The organism is Burkholderia mayonis, from assembly GCF_001523745.2.
Classification (GTDB): domain Bacteria; phylum Pseudomonadota; class Gammaproteobacteria; order Burkholderiales; family Burkholderiaceae; genus Burkholderia; species Burkholderia mayonis.
On sequence record NZ_CP013386.1, the window covers coordinates 3,274,410 to 3,295,767 of the forward strand.

At 67.3% G+C, this 21,358-nt stretch carries 18 protein-coding genes; 4 read left to right on the plus strand and 14 right to left on the minus strand.

What is annotated here, in order from left to right:
- Positions 1 to 210: 210 nt before the first annotated feature.
- The 11 genes from aspS to WS70_RS15810 all read right to left on the minus strand — a co-directional run bounded on the left by aspS (position 211) and on the right by WS70_RS15810 (position 13,088).
- The gene (aspS, locus tag WS70_RS15760) at positions 211 to 2,013 is read right to left on the minus strand and encodes an aspartate--tRNA ligase (protein WP_059469119.1); all 1,803 of its coding nucleotides are present in this window, start codon (positions 2,011 to 2,013) and stop codon (positions 211 to 213) included.
- Positions 2,014 to 2,069: 56 nt separating this feature from the next.
- Positions 2,070 to 2,720 carry a DUF502 domain-containing protein gene (locus tag WS70_RS15765; protein ID WP_059596737.1) on the minus strand — a complete coding sequence of 217 codons (651 nt, stop codon included), beginning with the start codon at positions 2,718 to 2,720 and terminating at the stop codon, positions 2,070 to 2,072.
- A 67-nt stretch (positions 2,721 to 2,787) separates the two neighbouring features.
- Positions 2,788 to 3,135, minus strand: a complete 348-nt coding sequence (locus WS70_RS15770; RefSeq protein ID WP_059469120.1) for an FmdB family zinc ribbon protein — start codon at positions 3,133 to 3,135, stop codon at positions 2,788 to 2,790.
- Positions 3,136 to 3,235: 100 nt separating this feature from the next.
- Positions 3,236 to 3,928, minus strand: coding sequence for a methyltransferase domain-containing protein (locus tag WS70_RS15775; RefSeq protein ID WP_059469121.1), 693 nt, complete (start codon positions 3,926 to 3,928; stop codon positions 3,236 to 3,238).
- A gap of 63 nt (positions 3,929 to 3,991) precedes the next feature.
- A complete protein-coding gene (gene ubiB / locus WS70_RS15780) occupies positions 3,992 to 5,569 on the minus strand; it encodes a ubiquinone biosynthesis regulatory protein kinase UbiB (RefSeq protein ID WP_059469122.1) in 1,578 nt (525 codons plus the stop codon).
- Positions 5,570 to 5,581: 12 nt separating this feature from the next.
- Positions 5,582 to 6,229, minus strand: coding sequence for a ubiquinone biosynthesis accessory factor UbiJ (locus tag WS70_RS15785; RefSeq protein ID WP_059469123.1), 648 nt, complete (start codon positions 6,227 to 6,229; stop codon positions 5,582 to 5,584).
- Positions 6,230 to 6,336: 107 nt separating this feature from the next.
- Positions 6,337 to 7,356, minus strand: a complete 1,020-nt coding sequence (locus tag WS70_RS15790; RefSeq protein ID WP_059469124.1) for a Tim44 domain-containing protein — start codon at positions 7,354 to 7,356, stop codon at positions 6,337 to 6,339.
- Between the two features lie 42 nt (positions 7,357 to 7,398).
- Complete coding sequence (ubiE, locus tag WS70_RS15795) at positions 7,399 to 8,130, minus strand: bifunctional demethylmenaquinone methyltransferase/2-methoxy-6-polyprenyl-1,4-benzoquinol methylase UbiE (protein ID WP_059596738.1); 732 nt, start codon at positions 8,128 to 8,130, stop codon at positions 7,399 to 7,401.
- 50 nt (positions 8,131 to 8,180) lie between these two features.
- On the minus strand, positions 8,181 to 8,594 hold the full coding sequence (locus tag WS70_RS15800) for a gamma-butyrobetaine hydroxylase family protein (RefSeq protein ID WP_059469126.1): 414 nt from the start codon (positions 8,592 to 8,594) through the stop codon (positions 8,181 to 8,183).
- Positions 8,591 to 9,034, minus strand: a complete 444-nt coding sequence (locus WS70_RS15805) for an HIT family protein (protein ID WP_059596739.1) — start codon at positions 9,032 to 9,034, stop codon at positions 8,591 to 8,593. Before WS70_RS15805 ends, WS70_RS15800 begins: the two co-directional genes overlap by 4 nt.
- Before the next feature lie 34 nt (positions 9,035 to 9,068).
- On the minus strand, positions 9,069 to 13,088 hold the full coding sequence (locus WS70_RS15810; protein ID WP_059596740.1) for a DUF3683 domain-containing protein: 4,020 nt from the start codon (positions 13,086 to 13,088) through the stop codon (positions 9,069 to 9,071).
- Positions 13,089 to 13,693: 605 nt separating this feature from the next.
- Here WS70_RS15810 and ilvA point away from each other — a divergent pair.
- Both ilvA and queF read left to right on the plus strand, forming a co-directional pair.
- Positions 13,694 to 15,217 (plus strand): threonine ammonia-lyase, biosynthetic, encoded by a 1,524-nt coding sequence (gene ilvA / locus WS70_RS15825; protein WP_108033960.1) that lies wholly within the window; start codon positions 13,694 to 13,696, stop codon positions 15,215 to 15,217.
- Positions 15,218 to 15,236: 19 nt separating this feature from the next.
- On the plus strand, positions 15,237 to 16,061 hold the full coding sequence (gene queF / locus WS70_RS15830) for an NADPH-dependent 7-cyano-7-deazaguanine reductase QueF (protein WP_059471724.1): 825 nt from the start codon (positions 15,237 to 15,239) through the stop codon (positions 16,059 to 16,061).
- Between the two features lie 139 nt (positions 16,062 to 16,200).
- On the opposite strand, the gene WS70_RS15835 is transcribed toward queF, so the two are convergent.
- The 3 genes from WS70_RS15835 to WS70_RS15845 all read right to left on the minus strand — a co-directional run bounded on the left by WS70_RS15835 (position 16,201) and on the right by WS70_RS15845 (position 19,090).
- Positions 16,201 to 16,587 (minus strand): RidA family protein, encoded by a 387-nt coding sequence (locus WS70_RS15835; protein ID WP_059471725.1) that lies wholly within the window; start codon positions 16,585 to 16,587, stop codon positions 16,201 to 16,203.
- A gap of 126 nt (positions 16,588 to 16,713) precedes the next feature.
- Positions 16,714 to 18,195 carry an N-acyl-D-amino-acid deacylase family protein gene (locus tag WS70_RS15840; protein ID WP_059471726.1) on the minus strand — a complete coding sequence of 494 codons (1,482 nt, stop codon included), beginning with the start codon at positions 18,193 to 18,195 and terminating at the stop codon, positions 16,714 to 16,716.
- A 1-nt stretch (position 18,196) separates the two neighbouring features.
- On the minus strand, positions 18,197 to 19,090 hold the full coding sequence (locus tag WS70_RS15845) for a MurR/RpiR family transcriptional regulator (protein ID WP_059471727.1): 894 nt from the start codon (positions 19,088 to 19,090) through the stop codon (positions 18,197 to 18,199).
- A 132-nt stretch (positions 19,091 to 19,222) separates the two neighbouring features.
- Between WS70_RS15845 and WS70_RS15850 the strand changes: the two genes are divergently transcribed.
- Together WS70_RS15850 and WS70_RS15855 are read left to right on the plus strand one after the other, a co-directional pair.
- On the plus strand, positions 19,223 to 20,503 hold the full coding sequence (locus tag WS70_RS15850; protein ID WP_059596745.1) for an amino acid deaminase: 1,281 nt from the start codon (positions 19,223 to 19,225) through the stop codon (positions 20,501 to 20,503).
- Positions 20,504 to 20,747: 244 nt separating this feature from the next.
- Positions 20,748 to 21,329, plus strand: a complete 582-nt coding sequence (locus WS70_RS15855) for a DJ-1/PfpI family protein (protein ID WP_038744369.1) — start codon at positions 20,748 to 20,750, stop codon at positions 21,327 to 21,329.
- Positions 21,330 to 21,358 lie beyond the last annotated feature (29 nt).

The following is a 21,358-nucleotide window of genomic DNA, read 5'->3' on the forward strand; positions in this document are numbered from 1 at the left end:
CGCCTGCCCGCTCGACGCGGCGGACAGCGCGGCACCGTCAAAAAACCATGAGGCTGACTGTACCGCAAAAAACGAAAAGGGCGCACGCGCGCCCCCATTTCTGCAGTTGCTTCCTGCTCCGGCCGGTTGCGGCCGGGGCCATCGGCCGCGTCGACCGCCGGCCGATCCGCGACGGTCGACGATCGGCCGCAGCCGGCGAGCGGGCGACCGTTACGCCTTCGGCTGCTCCGGCTGGCGCAAGCGGATGTGCAGCTCGCGCAGCTGGCGCTCGTCGACGGGGCTCGGCGCCTGCGTCAGCAGACACTGCGCACGCTGCGTCTTCGGGAACGCGATCACGTCGCGGATCGAGTCGGCGCCCGCCATCATCGTGACGATGCGATCGAGGCCGAACGCGATCCCGCCGTGCGGCGGCGCGCCGTATTGCAGCGCGTCGAGCAGGAAGCCGAACTTCGCCTGCGCCTCCTCCGGGCCGATCTTGAGCGCGCGGAACACCTTGCTCTGCACGTCCTCGCGGTGGATACGCACCGAGCCGCCGCCGATTTCCCAACCGTTCAGCACCATGTCGTATGCCTTCGCGAGGCAGCGGCCCGGATCGGTCTCGAGGTACTCGAGATGCTCGTCCTTCGGGCTCGTGAACGGGTGATGCGCGGCCACGTAGCGCGCGTCTTCGTCGTCGTATTCGAACATCGGGAAGTCGACGACCCACAGCGGCTTCCAGCCCGACTCGACGAGGCCGTTCGCCTTGCCGAATTCCGAGTGGCCGATCTTCAGGCGCAGCGCGCCCAGGCTGTCGTTGACGACCTTCGCGCGGTCGGCCGCGAAGAAGATGATGTCGCCGTCTTCCGCGCCCGTCCGCTCGAGGATCGCCGCGATCGACGCGTCGTGCAGGTTCTTCACGATCGGGCTTTGCAGGCCGTCGCGGCCCTTCGCCTTCTCGTTGACCTTGATCCACGCGAGGCCCTTCGCGCCGTAGATGCGCACGAACTCGGTGTAGCCGTCGATGTCGCCGCGCGTGAGCTCGGCGCCCTTCGGCACGCGCAGCGCCGCGACACGGCCGTCCTTCGTGTTGGCCGGCGTGCTGAACACCTTGAAGTCGACGTCCTTCATCGCGTCGGTGAGCTCGGTGAACTCGAGCTTCACGCGCAGGTCCGGCTTGTCCGAGCCGAAGCGCGCCATCGCTTCCGAATACGGCATCACCGGGAATTTCGCGGCGAGCTCGGCGTCGATCGTCGTCTTGAAGATGTGACGAATCATGTCCTCGAACAGGTCGCGGATTTCCTGCTCGCCGAGGAACGACGTCTCACAGTCGATCTGCGTGAATTCCGGCTGGCGGTCGGCGCGCAGGTCTTCGTCGCGGAAGCACTTGGTGATCTGGTAGTAGCGATCGAAGTTCGCGACCATCAGCAGTTGCTTGAAGAGCTGCGGCGACTGCGGCAGCGCGAAGAACTGGCCCGCGTTCACGCGCGACGGCACGAGGTAGTCGCGCGCGCCTTCCGGCGTGCTCTTCGTCAGCATCGGCGTTTCGATGTCGATGAAGCCCTGCTCGTCGAGATACTTGCGCGCCTCGATCGCGACGCGGTAGCGCAGGCGCAGGTTGTGCTGCATCTGCGGACGGCGCAGGTCGAGCACGCGATGCGTGAGGCGCGTGGTTTCCGACAGGTTGTCGTCGTCGAGCTGGAACGGCGGCGTGACCGACGCGTTCAGCACGTTCAGCTCGTGGCACAGCACTTCGATCTTGCCGCTCTTCAGGCCGGCGTTGATCGTGCCCTCCGGACGGCCGCGCACGAGGCCCTTGATCTGGATGCAGAACTCGTTGCGCACGCCCTCGGCGGCAGCGAACATCTCGGCGCGGTCCGGATCGCACACCACCTGCACGAGACCTTCGCGATCGCGCAGGTCGATGAAGATCACGCCGCCGTGATCGCGGCGACGGTGGACCCAGCCGCACAGCGACACCGTCTGGCCCAGCAGGTGTTCGGTCACGAGACCGCAGTATTCAGTTCGCATCGACATGATGTTTGCTTTCTTTCGTAGTGGTCAACGGGAAGAGCCGCACTCTCTCCCGGGCATTACAGCGGCGGCTCGACGGGACGGCGCGCGGGCGCGGCGACGGGCGCCGGGGGCGCGACGACGCCCATCGAGACGATGTACTTGAGCGCGGCGTCGACCGACATGTCGAGCTCGACGACCTCGCTTTTCGGCACCATCAGGAAGAAGCCGGACGTCGGATTCGGCGTCGTCGGCACGTAGATGCTCACGTGCTCTTCCTTCAGGTGATTGACCACGTCGCCGCCCGGCGTGCCGGTCAGGAACGCGATCGTGTAGGAGCCGCGGCGCGGATACTCGATCAGGAGCGCCTTGCGGAACGCATTGCCGCTGCTCGACAAGAGCGTGTCCGACACCTGCTTCACGCTCGTGTAGATCGGCCCGACGACTGGAATGTGCCGCACGACTGCGTTCCACCAGGTGACGAGCTTCTGGCCGATGAAGTTCTGCGTCGCGAGCCCGACGACGAAGATGAACGCGAGCGTCAGCACCGCGCCGATCCCCGGCAGGCGGAAGCCGAGCAGCCGCTCCGGCTGCCACGATTCGGGCAAGAGGAGCAGCGTCTGATCCATCGTGCCGATGATGAGCCCGAGGACCCACAGCGTGATCGCGAGCGGGACGAGAACCAGGAGTCCCGTCAGAAACACCGATTTGAGGGTCGTCTTTTTCATCATCTGCCGTCGAAAAATCGCGCCGGTGCGTCAAGCGCGGAACGCGCCGCCGACACGGGCGGCGCAGCGATCAAGTGCTGCTCGCGGGCGCGGCGGCGGGCGCGGGTGTCGCCGGCGCGCTCGCCGAGCTGTCCGCCGCGACGGGCGCGCTCGCCTTCTCGCCGCCAGCCTTCTCGCCGCCCGCCTGGTCGCCGTTCGCGGCCGACGTGCTCGCCGGCGCGCCTGCGCCGCCCGAGCCGCCGCGGAAGTCGGTCACATACCAGCCCGAGCCCTTCAACTGGAATCCAGCCGCCGTGACCTGCTTGCGAAAAGCGTCCTTCCCGCATTCCGGGCACTGCGACAGCGGCGCGTCGCTCATCTTCTGAAGCACATCCTTCGCGTAACCGCACGCTTCGCAACGATAGGCGTAGATCGGCATGGTATTTTCCCGCAGAAACAATAACCGGTATAAAAAGCTTGCAAAGCTTTGAATTATAGCCGAAAGGTGGACGCCACCCTCGGTCTCCGCAGGCGGGCCGCTACGAGCGGCGCCATGCGAGCCAGCGCTCGCGCCCCGCGAACACCGGCAGCGAATCGGCGACGGGCGCGTCCTCGACGAGCTCGAAGTGCGGCGAAAGAAGCGCATCGAGGTCCGCGCGCTCGATGCCGAACGGCGGGCCCTTCGGCGTCGCGCCCACGTAGAAGAAACCGGCCAGGAAGCCGCCCGGCGGCAGCAGTTCCGCCATCCGCCGCGCGTAGTCGGCGCGGCGGCTCGGCGGGATCGCGCACAGGAACGCGCGCTCGTAGATCCACTGCGGGACGAACGGCGGTGCATACGTGAAGAAGTCGGCCTGCTCGACGAGCAAGGCGTCTTCACCCAATTGGCGGCGCGCGGCCTCGACCGCCTGCGCGGAAAAGTCGATCGCGCGCACAGGCCAGCCGGCGCGTGCAAGCCAATGCGCTTCGTATGCGCTGCCGCAGCCGGGAATCAGTACCGGACACGGCGTTCGCCGCGCGGCGAACGCGGCGAACGCATCGGGCACGCGCGCGCTGTCCCATGGGATGTGGCCCTGCTCGAAGCGCTCGTCCCAGAACGACGCGTCGCCCGGATCGCGCGACGCGAAATTCCCGGCAGGCAGCGCAGCCGGCGTGGCCCCGGCAGCCGGAGCCGTCGGACTTGCGTCGCCGGCCGCCTGCGCGGCGGCATCAGGTTTCTTCGTTTCGCTCGTCATACCGTCGCCCGTCCTTCCCGCGTCGCCCGTGGACGGCGCTTGCCCGAATCCCGCACCGCGCGCTCAGCCGCCGTACGCGATGATGATCAACACCCGCGCGATCACCGCGCCCGCCCCGACCGCGAGCCCGAACACGAGGAGCGCCTGCAGCAGCCGGTTGGTCCGCTTCTGCTCGACCAGGATCTGCCGGACGAGATCGTCGCTGATCGCGCGCGGCGCTTCGTGATGTGCGGTGAGCGCCTGATGAACGAGGCGCGGGAGCTGCGGCAGCGTCTTGCTCCATTGCGGCGCCTCGACCTTCAAGCGCTCGTACCAGCCGCGCAGCCCAATCTGCTCGGTCATCCAGCGCTCGAGGTACGGCTTCGCAGTCTTCCACAGGTCGAGCTCCGGATCGAGCGAGCGGCCGAGCCCCTCGACGTTCAGCATCGTCTTCTGCAGGAGCACGAGTTGCGGCTGGATTTCGACGTTGAAGCGGCGCGACGTCGAGAAGAGCCGCATCAGCACCTGGCCGAGCGAAATGTCCTTCAGTGCGCGGTCGAAGTACGGCTCGCAGACCGCGCGAATCGCGCTTTCGAGCTCCTCGACGCGCGTATCGGGCGGCACCCAGCCCGATTCGAGGTGCAGCGTCGCAACGCGGTGGTAGTCGCGCTTGAAGAACGCGAGGAAGTTCTGCGCGAGGTAGTTCTTGTCGAAATCGGACAGCGCGCCGACGATCCCGAAGTCGAGCGCGATGTAGCGCCCGAAGTGCTTCGGATTGAGGCTCACCTGGATGTTGCCCGGGTGCATGTCCGCGTGGAAGAAGCCGTCGCGGAACACCTGTGTGAAGAAGATCTCGACGCCTTCGCGCGCGAGCTTCGGAATGTCGACGCCCGCCGCGCGCAGCGTGTCGATCTGGCTGATCGGCACACCTTCCATCCGCTCCATCACGAGCACGCTCGGCGTCGAGTAATCCCAGAACATTTCCGGCACGAGCAGCAGATCGAGCCCCGCGAAGTTGCGGCGCAGTTGGCTGCCGTTCGCCGCCTCGCGCATCAGGTCGAGCTCGTCGTGCAGGTATTTGTCGAATTCGGCGACCACCTCGCGCGGCTTCAACCGCCGGCCGTCCGCCCACAGGCGCTCGGCCCAGGTCGCGATGTCGCGCATCAGCGCGAGGTCGGAATCGATGACGGGCAGCATGTTCGGCCGCAGCACTTTGACCGCGACCGCCTTGCCCGCGTGCTCGCCCTGCTTGAGCTTCGCGAAGTGCACCTGCGCGATCGACGCGCTCGCGACCGGCTCGCGCTCGAACTCGTCGAACAGTTGATCGATGCGCGCGCCGAGCGCTTTCTCGACGAGCGCGATCGCGACGGCCGAATCGAACGGCGGCACCTGGTCCTGCAGCTTCGCGAGCTCGTTCGCGAAATCGACGGGCAGCAGATCGCGCCGCGTCGACAGCACCTGGCCGAACTTCACGAAGATCGGCCCCAGGCTTTCGAGCGCGCGGCGCAGCCGCACCGCGGGCGGATCGGCGAAGCGGCGGCCGATCGTCGTGATGCGCAGCAGGAACTTCACGCGACGGTTTTCGATGCGCGACAGCATCACCTCGTCGAGGCCAAAGCGGATGACGGTGAAGACGATTTTGATGAAACGGAAAATGCGCATGCCTCGCGGCCCTCACTGCGCGCGTCGCGAGCTGCCGCCCGCGCGCGCGTCAATTTTTTGTTCCAGTCGTTCGATCCGCTTCTCGACGCGCGCAAGCGCGTCGCGGGCCCGGGCGAGCTCCGCGTCGAAATCGGCGAGCACGCTCTTGCGCACGACCTGCGGGTTTTCGTCGAGCCAGTATTCAGCGATCGAATCGAGCACATTGCGGCCGGTGCGGCGCGCGTGCTCGCCCGTCGAACGCACGAAGGTCGCGATCCGGTGCGCGGCCGCATCGCCGACGATCTTCGCGAGATCCTCCTCCGGCTCCCAGCGCAGGTGCTCGGCGAGCTTCGCGATCTGCGTCGCGAACTCCGCGTCGCCGTCGATCTTCACGTGCTTCATCACGGCCGCCTGCCCGCCCTGCAGGAACGCGGCCGCCGCGTCGAACGGGCCGCCCTTGTCGCCGCCCGACAGCGCGATCGACACGTCGAACTGACGCGCGTCGTGTGCGTCGACGGCGGCCAGGTAGCCGTCCGGCTGCACGAGCAACACGAGCGTCACGGGCGAAATTTCGAGCCGGGCGGTCTTGCCGGCATAGGGAATCAGACGGTCGCGCGCCCAGGATTCGCGGGCGAGCAGGTGATTGACGGCGGCGGCAAAAGGCTTGGCGGCAAGGGTCATCTGGCTGGCAATGAAAAGCCCGCGTAGGCAGGGCGCCTGCGCGGGCTTCTATTGTAACGTCGGTTCGGCCGCGGCCTCGCGAGGCGCGACGGGCGGCACGACTTCCGTCAGTGCGTGTTCACCTGCTGGATGCCCGCGAGGAGCCACCCCTGGCTGCCCGACTTCGACAGGTTCCACACCTCGTCGAACGGCTCGGCCGACGCGCCCTGCGCTTCGCGGATGAGGCCGTGGAAGCGCACGCTCGCGAAGTGATCGCCGCCGCGATCCTCGACCGCGAGCAGTTCGGCGTCGAGTTGCACGACGTCCGTCTGGTTCGCGCCCGCGCCGCGACCGTCGAGGTCGATCTTCACTTCGGCGAACATCTCGGGCGTCGTGAACTCGCGGATGTCGGCGAGGTTGCCCTCGTCCCACGCGGCCTGCAGCCGCACGAAGTAGACCTTTGCGTTGCGCAGGAACGCTTCGGTGTCGAAGCCGGCCGGCACCACGGGCGCCGCGGCGGCCGCAGCCGTCGTCGCGGCGGCCGCGCCGCCAAACACGCGCTGCGCTTCGCCCGCGTACGTGCTGCCCGAGCCCGGGAATGCGTCATTCGACGCCGCCTGGCGCGGAACGCTCGCGTCCTGACCGAAGCCGCCGCGGTTCTGCGACGGCTGGCCGCCTGCGTAGGCAGGCTGCTGCGCGCTACGCCGGTTCATGAACTTGCGGACGAGCCAGATGCCGGCCATCGCGAGGAGCGCGATCACGATGACGTTGGCCATCATGCTGGCGAACGCGCCGCCGAGCCCCAGGTGCGACAGCAGCGCCGCAATGCCGAGGCCGGCGGCGAGACCGGCGATCGGGCCGAGCCAGCGCGAGCGGTTCGGCTGCGCGGCGGGCGTCGGCTGCTGGCGCGGCGCCTGGGCGGGCGCCGCCTGCTGCATCGGCTGCTGCGCGGGCGGTGTCGCCTGACGCTGCTGCAGCGTCTGCGACTGGCGGCCGACGCTGCGGCCGCCGCCCATGCGCTTCGCTTCGGCATCGAGCGACGCAAACGTGCCGGCGGCCAGAAGGCCGACCATCAGGAACGTGCCGATTCGCCGCGCCAACGACTTCGGCCCTCTGCTGCGGTTAAACGACGAACGCGATTCGGACATCCCGGCCTCCAAGCTGAAAGTAAATTGTATGGATGGAACCCCTTAATACTTGGTTCCCACGTGCAAAGCTACCACGCCACCTGACAAATTGTAATATTTGACGGTATCCAACCCGGCTTGTTCCATCATCGTCTTCAGTGTGCCCTGATCCGGGTGCATCCGGATAGATTCAGCAAGATACCGGTAACTGTCGGCATCTTTCGCGAATTTGTCGCCAAGCCACGGTAATACTTTGAAAGAATAAAGATCGTAGGCTTTTTTCAGCGGCTCCCAGACTTTCGAGAATTCGAGCACCATCACACGGCCGCCCGGCTTCGAGACGCGGCGCATCTCGGCAAGCGCGGCATCCTTGTGCGTCATGTTGCGCAAGCCGAACGCGACGGTGACGACGTCGAAGTAGTTGTCCGGGAACGGCAGCTTCTCCGCGTCGCAGAGCAGCGACGGCGCGACGATGCCCTTGTCGAGCAGGCGATCGCGGCCAACGCGCAGCATCGATTCGTTGATGTCGGTATGCCAGACCTCGCCAGTCGGCCCGGCGGCCTTCGCGAACGCCTTCGTCAGATCGCCCGTGCCGGCCGCGATGTCGAGCACCCTGAAGCCCGGCCGCACGTTCGCCTGCGCGATCGTGAACGCCTTCCACGCGCGGTGCATGCCCGCCGACATCAGGTCGTTCATCAGATCGTAGTTGCTCGCGACCGAGTGAAACACCCCCGCGACCTTCTTCGCTTTTTCGTTTTCCTCGACGGTCTCAAAGCCGAAGTGGGTTTTGCTCATCGCGTTGATCCTCTATCAATGCCAAACGGCGCCGCAACCGGCGCCGTCGTTCAGTGGTGGTGGCCTCGCGGTAGCGAGTCCGCCGGCATTGGCGCGTCGCGCTCGACGCCCGCCGCCTTCAATTTGTCGAAATATGCGCGCCAGAGCGCGTCCTGCCGCGTCGCGAGCTCGTACAGCAGATCCCACGAGTAGATGCCCGTCGAATGGCCGTCCGAGAACGTCGGCTTGAGCGCGTAGTTGCCGACCGGCTCGAGCGCCGTGATCGTCACGTCGCGCTTGCCGGTCTGCAGCGTCTCCTGGCCCGGGCCGTGACCGCGCACCTCGGCGGACGGCGAACAGACGCGCATCAGCTCGAAAGGCACCCGGTAGCTTTCGCCGTTCGGGTACTGCAGTTCGAGCACGCGCGACACCGCGTGCACGACGACGCCGGACGGCACGGGCGCCGTCGAAGTCTGGCCGCTCATGCCCGGCCTCCGCTCACCACCTGCTCGATCTCCTCGTGCACCGCGTTGTGCAGGAGCGTCGCCTGCGCGGCGCGCAGCCGCAGCAGTGCGTCGGACACCGACCGCTGGCGCGGCGCCCAGACCGGCTGCGGGAAATGCGCGTCGTTCGAAAAGCGCGGAATCACGTGCCAGTGAACGTGCGGCACCTGGTTGCCGAGGCTCGCGAGATTCACCTTCGTCGGCTGCATCACGCGCCGCACCGCCTTCTCGACCGCGTAGACGATCCGCATCAAATGCGTACGCTCGGCTTCGGCCAGATCGGAAAATTCAGCGACGTGCGCGTGCCAGATCACCCGGCAGAATCCCGGGTAATCGGTTTCGGTCGTCGCGAGGACGACGCGCACCACGTCGTCCTTCCAGAGCAGCTCGCCGCCGTCTTCGCGGCAGAATACGCAATCCATCGTCAATTCCTTCACTGGTGGAACGTTCGTCACCTTACACCAGCACGCGCTCGATCCCGCCGTTGTTCGCGCGCGCGACGTAGTCGGCCATCCAGTTTTCGCCGAGCATGTGGCGCGCGATCTCGACGACGATGTAGTCGGCTTCGATGTCCGCGTCCTCGTTATAGCGCGACAGGCCCTGCAGGCACGCCGGGCAGCTCGTCAGGATCTTCACGTCCGACGCGCCGGCGGCCGGCCCGTTCGCGCCGTTGCCCGACACCACCGGAATGTTACGCAATTTGGCGGCGCCCTTCTTGATCTCTTCCTCCTTTCGGAAGCGGACCTGGGTCGACACATCCGGACGCGCGACGGCGAGCGTGCCCGATTCGCCGCAGCAGCGGTCGTTCTTCTCGATCTTGTAGCCGTCGTTCTGCGCGCCCATCAGGTCGTTGACGAGCTTGACGGGGTCCATCGTCTTGATCGGCGTGTGGCACGGGTCGTGATACATGTAGCGCGTGCCGGCCACGCCGTCGAGCTTCATGCCCTTCTCGAGCAGGAACTCGTGGATGTCGATGATCCGGCAGCCCGGGAAGATCTTCTCGAATTCGTAGCCGGCGAGCTGGTCGTAGCAGGTGCCGCACGACACGACCACCGTCTTGATGTCGAGGTAGTTCAGCGTGTTCGCGACCCGGTGGAACAACACGCGGTTGTCGGTGACGATCTGCTCGGCGCGGTCGTACTGGCCCGAGCCGCGCTGCGGATAGCCGCAGCACAGGTAGCCCGGCGGCAGCACTGTCTGCACGCCCGCTTCCCACAGCATCGCCTGCGTCGCGAGGCCGACCTGCGAAAACAGGCGCTCGGAGCCGCAGCCGGGGAAGTAGAACACCGCTTCCGAATCGACGGTCGTCGTGTTCGGATTGCGGATGATCGGCACGATCTTGTTGTCCTCGATGTCGAGCAGCGCGCGCGCCGTCTTCTTCGGCAGGTTGCCCGGCATCTTCTTGTTGACGAAGTGGATCACCTGCTCGACGACGGGCCGCTTGCCGGTCGTCGACGGCGGGTGCGCGGTCTGCTTCTGCGCGACCTTCTTCAGCACGTCGTTCGCGAAGCGCTGCGCCTTGTAGCCCAAGCCCATCATCACCGCGCGCGTCGCGTTGATCGTCTGCGGATTCGTCGCGTTCAGGAAGAACATGCCGGCCGCGCTGCCCGGGTTGAACTTCTTCTTGCCCATCTTGCGCAGCAGGTTGCGCATGTTCATCGTCACGTCGCCGAAGTCGATCTTCACCGGGCACGGCGTCGCGCACTTGTGGCAGACCGTGCAGTGATCGGCGACGTCGTTGAATTCGTCCCAGTGCTTGATCGACACGCCTCGGCGCGTCTGCTCCTCATACAGGAACGCCTCGACGAGCAGCGACGTCGCGAGGATCTTGTTGCGCGGGCTGTACAGCAGGTTCGCGCGCGGCACGTGCGTCGCGCACACCGGCTTGCACTTGCCGCAGCGCAGGCAGTCCTTCACCGATTCGGCGATCGCGCCGATGTCGGACTGCTGCATGATGAGCGACTCGTAGCCCATGAGGCCGAAGCTCGGCGTGTACGCGTTGCGCAGGTCCGCGCCGTCGAGCAGCTTGCCCTTGTTGAAGCGGCCCTGCGGATCGACGCGCTGCTTGTACGCGCGGAATTCGGCGATCTCGTCGTCGGTCAGGAACTCGAGCTTCGTGATGCCGATGCCGTGCTCGCCGGAGATCACGCCGTCGAGCGAGCGCGCAAGCTTCATGATGCGTGCGACGGCCGCGTGCGCGTCCTGCAGCATCTCGTAGTTGTCGGAGTTGACCGGGATGTTCGTGTGGACGTTGCCGTCGCCCGCGTGCATGTGCAGCGCGACGAACACGCGGCCGCGCAGCACCCGCTTGTGGATCGCCTGCGCCTCGTCGAGGATCTGCTTGAATTCGCCGCCGTTGAAGATCGCGCGCAGTTCCGCGCGGATCTCCTGCTTCCACGAGATGCGCACCGTGCGGTCCTGCGCGATGTGGAACACGGTGGCGTCCGGCTGCGCGTCGACGCGGTCCGCGAACTTCTCCGCGAGCGCCTCGTAGCCGAGCGCGACGAGATAGTGCTGCGCCTCGCGCAGCGACAGGTCGAGCCTATCGCGCAGGAATTCCCAGCGCGCGCGAACGTGCTTCAGCAGATCGAGCGCCTGCTGCACGCGGTCTTCGAGCAGCTCGGCGCTCGGGATCTCGTTTGCGTCGTCGCTCTTGCCGAGCGGCAGGTTGCCCGCGGTGAAGAACGCTTCGAGCGCGTCGACGAGCTGCAGCTTGTTCTTGATCGACAGCTCGATGTTGATCCGCTCGATGCCGTCCGTGTATTCGCCCATCCGGTTGAGCGGGATGACGACGTCTTCGTTGATCTTGAACGCATTCGTGTGCTTCGCGATCGCGGCGGTGCGGCTGCGGTCGAGCCAGAAGCGCTTTCTCGCTTCCGCGCTCACCGCGACGAAGCCTTCGCCGCTCTTGCCGTTCGCCATCCGGACGACTTCGGACGTCGCGGCCGCGACCGCGTCCGCATCGTCGCCGACGATGTCGCCGATCAGCACCATCTTCGGGAACGCGTTGCGCTTGCTCTTCGTCGCGTAGCCGACCGCGCGCAGGTAGCGCTCGTCGAGGTGCTCGAGGCCGGCGAGAATCGCGCCGCCCTGCCTCGACGTCTCGAACAGGTAGTCCTTGATCTCGACGATGCTCGGAATCGCCTCGCGCGCCTGGCCGAAGAATTCGAGGCAGACGGTGCGCGTATGCGCGGGCATCTTGTGCAGCACCCAGCGCGCGGACGTGATGAGCCCGTCGCAGCCTTCCTTCTGCACGCCCGGCAGCCCCGCGAGGAACTTGTCGGTCACGTCCTTGCCGAGGCCTTCCTTGCGGAAGCGCCGGCCTTCGATGTCGAGCGTCTCGGCGCGCAAGAGTTTCTCGCCCGGCGCGCGCGCGCCGTCGAACCACTTGAGCTCGAAGCGCGCGACCGGGATGTCGTGGATCTTGCCGAGGTTGTGCTCGACGCGCGTGACTTCGAGCCAGTTGCCTTCCGGATCGACCATCCGCCACCACGCGAGATTGTCGAGCGCGGTGCCCCACAGCACCGCCTTCTTGCCGCCCGCGTTCATCGCGACGTTGCCGCCGATGCACGATGCGTCGAGCGACGTCGGATCGACCGCGAACACGTAGCCGGCCGCCTCGGCCGCCTCGGTCACGCGGCGCGTGACGACGCCCGCGCCGGAGAAGATCGTCGGCACCTTGTGCGCGACGCCCGGCAGCTCGGTCAGTTCGACCGCGCCCAGCTGCTCGAGCTTCTCGGTGTTGATGACGGCCGAGAACGGCGTGAGCGGCACCGCGCCGCCCGTGTAGCCCGTGCCGCCGCCGCGCGGGATCACGGTCAGGCCGAGCTCGAAGCAGGCCTTCACGAGGCCCGCGATTTCCGCTTCGTTGTCGGGCGTCAGCACGACGAACGGATATTCGACGCGCCAGTCGGTCGCGTCCGTCACGTGCGACACGCGCGCGAGGCCGTCGAAGCGGATGTTGTCCTTTTGCGTGCAGCGGCCGAGCACCTTCGTCGCGCGGCGGCGCAGTTCCGCCATCTTTTCGAATTCCTGCGCGAACTCGTCGACCGCGCGATGCGCGGCCGTCGCGAGCATCTCGACGCGCGCGGCGCGCTCGCGGCCCGCCACGTCGCCGTGCTCCGACAGATCGGCGCGGCGGCGCTTCTCGATCTCGGACAGCCGATGGTTCAGCGCCTCGATCAGGAGCGCGCGGCGCTTCGGATTGTCGAGCAGATCGTCCTGCAGATACGGATTGCGGCGCACCACCCAGATGTCGCCCAGCACTTCGTACAACATCCGCGCCGACCGGCCGGTGCGGCGCTCGGCGCGCAGCTCGTCGAGCGCGGTCCAGGCTTCGTGGCCGAGCAGCCGGATCACGATCTCGCGATCGGAGAACGATGTGTAGTTGTAGGGAATTTCGCGCAGGCGCGGAGCGGGGTCGGCGGCAACGGCGGCTGCCGCGCCGTGCGGATCGAAAACTTGCGGTGCGTTCATGTTCGGACGATTCGGAGGCCGGCGCGCGGCGAAGGAGCGCGAAACCGGCAGGCGCGTGGTGCGCGATTTTGGGGAAATCTTCTGTTACCAGGCACGTGACTGCTTTGCACGGGACCGGAGTGCGCTGCATGGGACCGGCGTAAGTGCTGAAGCATTAACTCCGGTCGACAAAGCGCTGAAGCGCGACTCCGGATCGACACGACCTGGCGGCGCTCGGTACCGTCAACACGATCGCGCGCGGCGCGCGTGCCGTTCCGCCGCCGGACATGCTGCGCGCGGCGACGGCTTCAAAGCGACGATCCAAGACTGCCTTTGCATCTTCCGATCCTTGATTCAAAACGAAATTCTAACCCAGGTTGGACGAACGCGTTAATCGTCGACGCGGCAGTCGAATGGGCCGTCGGATCGGCTGCGGCGACCGACTGGCGGGCGTTTGCGGCCGGCCGCGCCGCGCGGCGCGCTCGTCTTTCAGTACCCCGACGGCGGTCGGACCGACTTCGATTCGCCGTCCGGACGGTCGGTAACCATTCGGTTAAGGTCGAAACGGCGAGGGTTGGCGCTATCATTGCCCTTTTCCGCCGCATCCACGCTTTTCGCCCCCTCTCATGGCTTCCCACGATTATCTGAAGAAAATCCTGACCGCCCGGGTATACGACGTCGCGCTCGAAACCGAGCTCGAACGCGCGCGCAACCTGTCCGCGCGGCTGCACAACGACGTCTATCTGAAGCGCGAGGACAACCAGCCGGTGTTCTCGTTCAAGCTGCGCGGCGCGTACAACAAGATGGCGCACATCCCGGCCGACGCGCTCGCGCGCGGCGTGATCACCGCGTCGGCGGGCAACCACGCGCAGGGCGTCGCGTTCTCGGCCGCACGAATGAACGTGAAGGCGGTGATCGTCGTGCCGGTGACGACGCCGCAGGTGAAGGTCGATGCGGTGCGCACGCACGGCGGCCCGACCGTCGAGGTGATCCAGGCGGGCGAATCGTACAGCGACGCCTATGCGCACGCGGTGAAGGTGCAGGCCGAGCGCGGCCTCACGTTCGTCCATCCGTTCGACGATCCTTACGTGATCGCGGGCCAGGGCACGGTCGCGATGGAGATCCTGCGCCAGCATCAGGGGCCGATCCATGCGATCTTCGTGCCGATCGGCGGCGGCGGGCTCGCGGCGGGCATCGCAGCATACGTGAAGGCGGTGCGCCCCGAGATCAAGGTGATCGGCGTGCAGACGGACGATTCTTGCGCGATGAAGCGCTCGCTCGCGGCGGGCAAGCGCGTCGAGCTGCCCGAGGTCGGCCTCTTCTCCGACGGCACTGCGGTGAAGCTCGTCGGCGAAGAGACGTTCCGGCTCTGCACCGCGTATCTCGACGATGTCGTGACGGTCGACACCGACGCGCTCTGCGCGGCGATCAAGGATGTGTTCCAGGACACGCGCAGCGTGCTCGAACCGGCCGGCTCGCTCGCGGTCGCGGGCGCGAAACTGTATGCGGAGCGCGAAGGCATCGAGGGCGAGACGCTCGTCGCGATCACGTCCGGCGCGAACATGAACTTCGACCGGATGCGCTTCGTCGCCGAGCGCGCGGAAGTGGGCGAAGCGCGCGAGGCGGTATTCGCGGTGACGATCCCCGAGGAGCGCGGCAGCTTCAGGCGCTTCTGCTCGCTCGTCGGCGAGCGCAACGTGACCGAGTTCAACTACCGGATCGCCGACGCGCAATCGGCGCACATCTTCGTCGGCGTGCAGATCAAGCGGCGCGACGAATCCGACGAGATCTCGCGCACCTTCGCCGCGCACGGCTTCACGACCGTCGATCTGTCCGGCGACGAGCTGTCGAAGCAGCACATCCGCTACATGGTCGGCGGCCGCTCGCCGCTCGCGCACGACGAGCGGCTGTTCCGCTTCGAATTCCCCGAACGGCCGGGCGCGCTGATGAAGTTCCTGTCGTCGATGGCGCCCGACTGGAACATCAGCCTGTTCCATTACCGGAATCAGGGCGCCGACTACAGCTCGATCCTCGTCGGCCTGCAGGTGCCGCAGGCGGACCACGCGGAGTTCGACCGCTTCCTCGCGGCGCTCGGCTATCCGTTCTGGGAAGAAAGCGACAATCCCGCGTATCGTCTCTTCCTGTCGTAATCCGGAATCCACATACGATATGAACCCCGAACACTCCCCGCTCGGCAAGACGACCGTCTACTCGGGCGCCTACGACGCGTCGCTCCTGTTTCCGATTCCGCGCGCGGGCGCGCGCGAACAGATCGGCATCGGCACGCAGTTGCCGTTCTTCGGCACCGACATCTGGAACGCGTACGAGCTGTCGTGGCTCAACGCACGCGGCAAGCCGCAAGTCGCGATCGCGACGTTCTACGTGCCGGCCGAATCGCCGAACATCGTCGAATCGAAGTCGTTCAAGCTGTATCTCGGTTCGTTCGCGCAGACCGCGTTCGAATCGGCCGACGCGGTGCGCGACACGCTCAAGCGCGACGTGTCCGCCGCGTGCGGCGCGAATGCGACGGTGCGCCTGTCGACGCCCACCGAGTTCCGCAAGCTGCGGATGGAGGAACTCGACGGGCTGTCGCTCGATCGCCTCGATCTCGAAGCCGATGTCTACGAACCCGATCCGTCGTTCCTCACCGCATCGCACGAAGAAGCGCCCGTCGAGGAAACGCTCGTGACTGATCTGCTCAAATCGAACTGCCCGGTGACGGGCCAGCCCGACTGGGGCAGCGTGCAGATCCACTATGTCGGCGCGCCGATCGATCATGCGGGCCTGTTGCGCTACATCATCTCGTTTCGCAATCACACGGGCTTTCATGAGCAGTGCGTCGAGCGGATCTTCATCGACATCCTGCGCGCGTGCAAGCCGGTGAAGCTCGCCGTCTACGCGCGCTACACGCGCCGCGGCGGGCTCGACATCAATCCGTTCCGCACGAACTACAACCAGCCGATGCCGGACAACGCGCGAACTGCGCGGCAGTGACGCCCGCGGTGCGGAAGCCGTTCGGCGCCGCGCGGCCGGTACCGGCACCCTGCGATCCGCTCGCCGGTTCGTTTGCCCAAGAAAAACGGGGCCCCGCTCGGGACCCCGTTTTCCGTTTACCGGCCGCGCTCGCCGCGCGTCACTTCGCCGGCGCCTTGTACGCGATGCAGTCGACTTCGACCTTGCAGTCGATCACCATGCTCGACTGCACGCACGCGCGCGCGGGCGGATGCTCGCCGAAGTACGAGATGAAGACCTTGTTGAACGACGCGAAGTCACGCGCGTCGTCGAGCCACACGCCGCAGCGCACGACGTGCTCGAGACCGTAGCCCGCTTCCTTCAGGATCGCGATCACGTTCTCGATCGCCTGCTTCGACTGCGTGACGATCCCGCCCTCGACGACCTCGCCGCTCACCATCGGCGTCTGGCCGGACACGTAAAGCCACCCGTCCGCCTCGACCGCACGCGCGAACGGCATCACCTGACCGCCCGTGCCCTTCGCTTCGCCCACGCCATATCGCTTCATCGTTTCACTCCTTCGTTTCGTTTGCCAACACGCGCCGCCTGCGCGATGCAGGCGACGCGCGACGATCGGTCGCCGGCGCGCGCGTCGAACGGCCCGCGCGCGCCGAAATCCGTCAATCGAGAATGCTCAGAACGCATCGTCCGCCGTCGCCGCAGCGCGCTCGCCGCGCGCGACGAAGCGGCCCGCGCGCTCGCCCGTCGGCTCGCCGTCGCGATACGACAGCACGCCGTTCACCCACACAGCCTCGATTCCGTGCGCGGGCTGCTGCGGCTTGTCGAACGTCGCGGCGTCGCGCACCCGCTCGGCGTCGAACAGCACGAGATCCGCGTGATAGCCGACCCGCACCTCGCCGCGCTGCGCGAGCCCGAAGCGCCGCGCGGATAGCGACGTCATCTTGCGCACCGCCTCTTCGAGCGGAATCAGCCGCTCGTCACGCGCGTAGTGGCCGAGCACGCGCGGGAACGCGCCCCAGAGACGCGGATGCGGCAGCGGATCGTTCGGCAGGCCGTCGGAGCCGACCATCGTCGCCGGATGCGACAGGATCCGGCGCACGTCGTCCTCCGACATGTTGTGATAGACGGCGCCCGCCGGTTGCAGGCGGCGCGCCGCGTCCTGCTCCGGGACGCCCCATTCGGCCGCGATCGCCTTCAACAGCTTGCCCGCCATCTCCGGATGCGGATTGGACCATGTGATCGTGATGTCGATGTCGCCCGTCGCCTGCTTGACGTCGAGCGTCGACGAGCTGCGGCTGTACGGATAGCAGTCGCAGCCGACGGGCTGGAGCCGCCGCGCGCCTTCGAGCGACGCGAGCACTTCGGCGCTGCGTCCCCAGTTCGACGGCCCCGCGCACTTCAGATGCGAGATCACGACGGGCACGCGCGCGTGTCGGCCGACGCGATATGCCTCGTCCATCGCATCGAGGATCGCGTCGAACTCGGTGCGCATGTGCGTCGTGTAGACGGCGCCCGCGTTCGCGAGCGGCTCGGCGAGCGCCATCACTTCTTCGGCCGGCGCGGCGAACGCCGAGCCGTACGCGAGCCCGGAGCTCAGGCCGAGCGCGCCGTGCGCGAGCGCTTCTTCGAGCTGCGCGCGCATCGCGGCGATTTCGGCGTCGGTCGCCGCGCGGTCGAGCCGGTCCATCTGGTTGTTGCGCAGCGCGGTATGGCCGACGAGCGCCGCGACGTTGACGGCCGGCTTCGCCGCGTCGACCGCGTCGACGTACGCGGCGAACGTCGGATAGCGGAACGCCGCGCGGGCGCCGAGCAGGTTCATCGGATCAGGCGGATCGCCTTTCAGCGCGACGGGCGACGCGCTGATCCCGCAGTTGCCGACGATCACCGTCGTCACGCCCTGCGAGATCTTCGGCAGCATCTGCGGCGCGTCGATCACGTGCGTGTCGTCGTGCGTGTGCACGTCGACGAAGCCGGGCGCAAGCGCCCGGCCGTTCGCCTCGATCACCTGGTCCGCGAGCCAGTTCGTCAGATTGCCGATCGCGACGATCCGGTCGCCGCGGATCGCGACGTCGCGCTCGACGCTAGGCGCGCCCGTGCCGTCGTACAACTGGGCGCCGACGATCAGCGTATCGGCTGCTTCGGGATGCGAGTGCATGTCAGTCTCCTAACGGTTGGCGGTCGCCGCCGCCGCGGTGCATGTCGAGCGCGTGCTTCATCCGGCGCAGCCGCTCGCGGCAGTCGTCGCCGAGCCGCAGCGCGACCTCGGTGACGAGCACGTCGAGCGCCATCAGCATCGCATAACGCGATGTCGACGGCTTGAAGATGAAATCGGTTTCGAACGCGACGACGGGAATCAGGTGGTCGGCGAGCTGCGCGAGCGGCGACGCCGGCGCGGTGATCGCGATGAGCGTCGCGCCATAGCGCTTCGCGAGCGAGCAGCTTTCGAGCTGCTCGGGGACGCGCCCCGTCACCGACAATGCGACGACGACGCAGCCGGGCGTCGCCGTGCTCGCGACCATCCGCTGCAGCAGCGCATCCTGATACGTCGCGACCGGCCGGCCGAAGCGCACGAGCCGAAAGCGCAGCTCGTCGGCGAGCGCGGTCGAGCCGCCGCCCTGCCCGTACACGTAGATCATGTTCGCGGCGGCGAGCGCGGCGGCCGGCTCGCCGAACGACGTCTGGCGCAGCAGCCGGTGGTTGTGCTCGAGCGCGATCTGCACATCCTCGTACACGCGCGCGACGGGCGTCTCGTCGCGCTGCGCATCGGCTGCGGCCGGGGTCAGAAAGCGCTGGCCGACGGCCGCCGCCTGCGCGAGCCGCAGCTTCAGCTCGCGCACGTCGCGGCAGCCGACCGCCTTCGCGAAGCGCGTGACGGTCGCGACGCTCACGTCCGCCTGCGCGGCGAGCGCGCTGATGCTCGCGTGCGTGGCGCGGGTCAGATCGCCGAGGATCAGCGCGGCGACCTTGCGTTCGGCGCCGCGAAGCTCGGGCGCGCACTCGGCGATCCGGGCGACGATGTCGAAGGCGGGCGGCTCGGTGGACGGAGTCATCGGCGACGGCTAGCAGGGACGGCCGGCGCGAACCGGCTTGTTAATAAATAACATTACCGCAGCGATGCTACTTTCTGTACTATCGCGAAGTCAACTTTGCATCAATATATATGGACGATGGAGCGAGATGAGATGAAAGTTACAAACTATCAGGAAGCGACGATCGATCCGTTCGGCAAGGGTCTCGGCAACGTACCGAGCGCGAGCGTGCCGCTATCGGACGCAGCCCGCCTCGAATGGAATCTGCTCGCCGAGGACGTGAGCCTGCCCGCTGCCGTGCTGTACGCGGACCGGATCGAGCACAACCTGAAGTGGATGCAGGCGTTCGTCGCCGAATACGGCGTGAAGCTCGCGCCGCACGGCAAGACGACGATGGCGCCGCAGTTGTTCCGCCGCCAGCTCGAGACGGGCGCGTGGGGCATCACGCTCGCCACCGCGCATCAGGTGCGCGCCGCGTATCACGGCGGCGTGCGGCGCGTGCTGCTCGCGAACCAGCTCGTCGGCCGGCACAACATGGCGATGATCGCCGAACTGCTGACCGACCCCGATTTCGAGTTCTTCTGCCTCGTCGATTCGGTCGACGGCGTCGAGCAGCTCGGCCGCTTCTTCGGCGCGGCGAGGAAGCCGCTCAACGTGCTGCTCGAGCTCGGCGTGCCGGGCGGCCGCACCGGCGTGCGCGACGACGCGCAGCGCGACGCGGTGCTCGCCGCGATCGAGCGTCACGCGGGCGTGCTGAAGCTCGCGGGCATCGAGCTGTACGAAGGCGTGCTGAAGGAGGAAGGCGAGATCCGCGCGTTCCTGCGGCGCGCGGTGACGCTCGTGCACGCGCTCGCGGCGGCCGGCCGCTTCGCGCGCACGCCGGCGCTGCTGTCGGGCGCGGGCTCCGCGTGGTACGACGTCGTCGCCGACGAGTTCGCGCAGGCGTCGGACGCCGGCGTGATCGACGTCGTGCTGCGTCCCGGCTGCTATCTGACGCACGACGTCGGCATCTACAAGAAGGCGCAGACCGACATCTTCGCGCGCAACCCGATCGCGCAAAAGATGGGCGAGGGCCTGTTGCCCGCGCTGCAGCTTTGGGCGTACGTGCAGTCGATTCCGGAGCCGGAGCGCGCGATCGTCGCGCTCGGCAAGCGCGACTCGGCGTTCGACGCGGGCCTGCCCGAGCCGGCGCGCCACTTCCGCCCGAGCGCGGGCGGGCTGCCGCGCGACATCGCTCCGGGCGAAGGCTGGGAAGTGACCGGGCTGATGGATCAGCACGCGTACCTGAAAATCCCGGCGGGCGCGGACCTGAAGGTCGGCGACATGGTGTCGTTCGACATCTCGCACCCGTGCCTCACGTTCGACAAGTGGCGGCAGCTGCTCGTCGTCGATCCGCAGTACCGCGTGACCGAAGTGATCGAAACGTACTTCTGACGCCGACGCGAATCTCTGGCGGGCGCAAGGGCGGCGGCTGTCGCCCTTGCGGGGCGGCGCAGCGCGCGCCGCGCCGCCGCTTCCGCGCTTCGCTGCGGCCTCTTGCCTTTGCGACAAGCTCGCGCCTCGCATCATCGCGTGCGCTTTACGTCCGCTTCACGCGCGCGTCATCTGCGCCGCGGCGGGCCGGGGTACACTGCCCGTTCGTCCTGGATCATCCGCTGTTGTTCAACAGGAGAACACCATGGCAGCAAAGAAGATTCTGTTCCTGACCGGCGACTTCGCCGAAGACTACGAGACGATGGTGCCGTTCCAGGCGCTGCTCGCAATCGGCCATCACGTCGATGCCGTATGTCCCGGCAAGCGCGCGGGCGACAAGGTGAAGACGGCGATTCACGATTTCGAAGGCGACCAGACCTACACCGAGAAACCCGGCCACCAGTTCACGCTGAACGCGACATTCGACGACGTCGACGCGACCGGCTACGACGCGCTCGCGATCGCGGGCGGCCGCGCGCCCGAATATCTGCGTCTCGACCCGAAAGTGATCGCGCTCGTGCGCGCGTTCGCCGAAGCGAAGAAGCCGATTGCGGCGATCTGTCACGCCGCGCAATTGCTCGCGGCAGCCGACGTGATCCGTGGCAAGCGAATCTCCGCTTACCCGGCGTGTGCGCCGGAAGTGCGGCTCGCGGGCGGCGAATACGCGGACATCCCGGTCGACGCCGCCGTCACCGACGCGCCGTTCGTCACGGCGCCCGCATGGCCCGCGCATCCGGCGTGGCTGTCGCAATTCCTCGCGCTGCTCGGCACGCGCATCGAGCTCTGAGCCGCCGCGCGCGCCGGCACGCGACGCGC